Origin of the sequence: Campylobacter showae CC57C (genome assembly GCF_000344295.2) — a bacterium.
Taxonomy (GTDB): domain Bacteria; phylum Campylobacterota; class Campylobacteria; order Campylobacterales; family Campylobacteraceae; genus Campylobacter_A; species Campylobacter_A showae_B.
In genome coordinates this window covers 1-3,993 of sequence record NZ_AOTD01000085.1, presented here as the reverse complement: position 1 = coordinate 3,993, position 3,993 = coordinate 1, and the positions used below count along the sequence as shown (strand labels likewise).

4 protein-coding genes are annotated in these 3,993 nt (G+C 33.6%); 1 reads left to right on the top strand and 3 read right to left on the bottom strand.

From position 1 onward, the window contains the following. The first annotated feature begins 202 nt into the window (after positions 1-202). Positions 203-1,375 (top strand): site-specific integrase, encoded by a 1,173-nt coding sequence (locus H740_RS03375; RefSeq protein ID WP_002951305.1) that lies wholly within the window; start codon positions 203-205, stop codon positions 1,373-1,375. Between the two features lie 320 nt (positions 1,376-1,695). Here the strand turns inward: H740_RS03375 and H740_RS03370 are convergent, their stop codons facing one another. From H740_RS03370 to H740_RS03360, 3 genes are all read right to left on the bottom strand, one after another. Then, positions 1,696-1,947 (bottom strand): type II toxin-antitoxin system Phd/YefM family antitoxin, encoded by a 252-nt coding sequence (locus H740_RS03370; protein WP_002951304.1) that lies wholly within the window; start codon positions 1,945-1,947, stop codon positions 1,696-1,698. Positions 1,948-2,512: 565 nt separating this feature from the next. Beyond that, positions 2,513-3,418, bottom strand: coding sequence for a hypothetical protein (locus H740_RS03365; protein ID WP_002951303.1), 906 nt, complete (start codon positions 3,416-3,418; stop codon positions 2,513-2,515). A gap of 190 nt (positions 3,419-3,608) precedes the next feature. Continuing rightward, on the bottom strand, positions 3,609-3,944 hold the full coding sequence (locus H740_RS03360; RefSeq protein ID WP_002951302.1) for a hypothetical protein: 336 nt from the start codon (positions 3,942-3,944) through the stop codon (positions 3,609-3,611). Positions 3,945-3,993 lie beyond the last annotated feature (49 nt).

Sequence of the window (3,993 nt, the reverse complement as noted above, 5' to 3'; positions counted from 1 at the left end):
AAGGTTGCCCTTACCAGATTTTGAGTCTGGGCCTTTACTAAACTATAGATTATTATAACTTTCTATAAATACCCTATTTTACGCTATTTTAGTATATTTATAATTTCCTTATAAGCGACAATTTTATACAATTTGCTATAAAAATGTGTACCCTAATGTGTACCCTAACAAAAATTTGATCATATAGATATAGGATTTTGCTGTGGCGGATAAGCTGATTAAAGTCAAACTTGATAAAGCGGATTGTAAAAACATATATTTTGTAAATAATGACGATTTGTTCGCTGGAAAAGAGATCGTAAAAGCTCCAACTTACATTAGTAGAGACTATAAACTGATATTAAGAATTACTATTGTAAATATTAGCGGCATGAGAACTCAAACAAAGAAAACATATTCCTTTAATAAAAAAATCACTTTCTTGCAAGCAATTAAGGAGGTGGCGTCAAAAAGAGAAGGGCTTTTGAGCAAGCTCAAAGAGGGTAAGCATAAAGAGATAAAAATAAAAATACCGACATTAAGTCAGGCGTGGGGCAGATATATGGATATGAAGAAAAATCAACTATCCTCAAATACGCTTGCTTCCTATAATCTATTTACAAATAAATGGATACTGTCTGATTCTAAGCTAGCCAAAACGCCTATAACCCACATTACCACCGAAATGCTGCAAAGCATAGTGAATAAAATGCTAGATTTAGGTATGAGCCCTAGAACCTCAAAATCCGTTAAAGAAGCTCTTCGTCCAATGTTTAATCTATATGTTTTAGAAGGCACGGTAAAGACAAATCCTGCAAGCTTGATCCAGATACCGAAATTTGACAACCAAGTTAACATTGAGCTAGACGATGAAAAGATAAAAGAGCTGTATGAAACGTTATATAGTTATCCGGCAGAGCCGTATAGGAGTATATTTGTTTGGCTTTCACACGGAAGAAGACTAAATGAAGTGTTGAGTTTAGAGTGGAGGGATATAAATTTAGCTAATGGGGTCTACAATATAAGATACGAAAATAACAAGGTCAGAAAGCCAATGACTTATAAGCTAAGTGCGGAGCTAATAGAGACTCTTGACAATATAGACAGGCAAAGTAGCGGCTATATATTTCACTCAATAAAAGATAGAAGCAAAAAAATAGATAAAAACACAATAAGACCACACTGGGAAAAGGTACTTGCAAAGGTGGGGATTAGGATAAGAATTCATGATTTGAGACACTTGATAGGCGGGGTTTTGGTTTCAGAGGGTAAAACATTAGAGCAAATAGCCTCTATTTTAGGACATACTTCTATAAATGTTACAAAGAGATATTCAAAAGTAAGGCGAGAAGTGGCCGCTGAGAGTCTGGATGATTTCTTCAAAAGAGTAAAATAATAAATTGATATTATGGCTGTCAGCAGGGCTATTGTAGTAAAATTTACTTAGTCCGGCTGTTTAGTTCATCGTACACTTTATTATTTTCTCTCTTGCCGACGACAAAGTACCAGCACAACCACTCGCTCATCTATTACTTCATAAGCCAGTCTATATCTAGCACACGTAGTTTTATCTTGTAGATATTTTCACAGCCTGACAGCTTGTCTTTAGCGACTTTTGGCTCCTATGGTCTTTGTGAGAGTTTTTTCTTAAACTGAGATTTTATTCTATTATCAAGCTTATGTTATTGTTTTAAAGCACTTGGTAGAAATTCTAGCTCATAGCTCATCTAGGCTAACCCTCACTGGCTTTTCGCCACTTTTTAGTGCAGTTGTGACTTCTTTGCCAAATTTCATCTCATCTAACGCTTCCATCATCTTTTCATAGACGTGGCTAGGCACTAGATATGCACTCGGTATGTTGTGGTTTAGTATGGCTACTACTTCATCTCCAGCTTGTTTTAAAATTTGTGCTGGAGATTTTTTAAGCTCGCTCATACTGGCTGTGTATTTTGCTTGTATTGTTTGCATTTTAGCTCCTTTTATACTTAAAATAGTATCTAATAAAGTATAATTTATAGCTTAAAATATGATATAAAAATGTTTTTGTTCACTATTAGCAATAGTCTTTAGTGGTTTTTATAATATTTTCACAACTTGCTTTACAAATACAACACTTAGTAGATAATATAATTATCCTTACTTATGTTTGGATAAATAGTTCTTAATCTTTTTATCTATTGTTTAAGCTCATATGTTTTAAGAAGTGACTTTATTAATTTTTTTGGCTTGGTTGATCTAGGATTAAGAGCTAAACTACTACATTTGCTATATAGACTTTACCATCTAAAAAGAGTTCTTTTTTGCTTATGTCAAAAGTGTTATCAATAGTGAATATTCCAAGTAGTGTTTTATTTAGTTCAGTTCCATAACAATCATCTCATTGCTTAAAAGTAAAGCATTTGAGCTAAATAAGAATAAAACAACTATATGCTATTTAACGTAGCTTTAGCTTATACTGATATTATAGATTATATCGAGAAACAATAAAAAATATAGATCTGGTAACCATAATAGGTTACCAGATCTTATTATTTTAATCATTTACAGTGAACGTCCATGTTCCTTTATTGGTTTCGATCACTACCTCTTTTATATTTTGGCAGTAGGTACCTAATTTCCTCTGTTGACCATATTGCATTTTCATGGGAAATACTTTCTCAAATTTTCCTGTAAAAATGTTTCCAATTTTATCTTGTACAGAACAATTACCTCTATTAAGAATTATACTATTTATGCTTACGTCGTTGTCTACTGCTGTAATAATAAGTGTTGCAAGAGACGCCCGCGTAAGCACTTCTACATAATTGCCGACTTTTAGTTCTATCACTGGTTCTGTAGCTTGCTCTACTTCATACTGTTGTCGTTGAGTGTTTTCTTTAGCTACCTCGTCAGCGGCCTCGTTAACAGCATCCATTACAGACGATCTCTTGTTAGACATTAAGTATGTTTCTAGGTATTTATCTATAGACATCTTTACGCCATCTGCTTCAATGGCTACTACTTCATTTACCTTGTTTTTATGTACAAACATTAAGTCGCTAGGAGCTATTATCCTACCAGTTCTATATTTAAGCGATGTAGCTGTATCTTCAGTTCTACCGTCGTAGTGTCTACCATACATAGCGTACCAGCCCACTATAACTCCGCGCCACGTCATAGTGTAGTCATCTGGTGATAGATCGTATTCATCTTTAAATGTTTCGCCATTCTTAGCTACCAATGCTTCTATGTCGTCCCAGTTAACACCACCTTTACTTACAATACAATATGGTGTTTTAGCTCTATCTGTACATAGCACAAAACCGATCTCACTATTAACCTCTTTTTTACCATCCTCATAATGGAATGCGTCATCTACTGCAGTAGATATGTACCCCACATTACCGTTTGCGAATAGTGTTCCTGTTAATAGCGATAACGCAACAATAAACTTTTTCATTCTATTTTCCTTTAATTAATATTTTTAAGTAGATACTTAACTTATATTTCGTTAAAATATTGCAAATAATAATTCTTCAAAATTCACATGCAAATATTTTATTAAATTTACAAAAACTAGTTTGTCTCTTGCTTCCTTCTATTTTTGCATTGTTTTTGATATATGCGATTATAACATATTTTATGTCTGCTTAATTAATGTTTTTATTGTATTTTCTTGGTCTGCCCTTATTGGTTTTTCTTGGCATTAGACCACGCCGTAACGCTCTAATACACTTTCCATCAGGGGTTGTGATATTTTGTTCGCCTTTGCAAAAGTAAGGAGCCACATTTTCTTTTAAATTTTTTATCCTTGTTTTGTCATTGTATAAAATTCTACCAATACCGTTGTGCTTGTAAGTATTCATATTGCAGTTATTATAATACCCCTTGCCCTTAGTAACCACATTAGTCCAGTAATATCCTATGTCCATTGCTATTTTTGTGTCGGCATACTCTCTTTGATTTTGACCATTGGTAAAAAACATAGCATGAGCGTGATAATTGCGGTATTATGTAGCATCCGCACAAGACTTT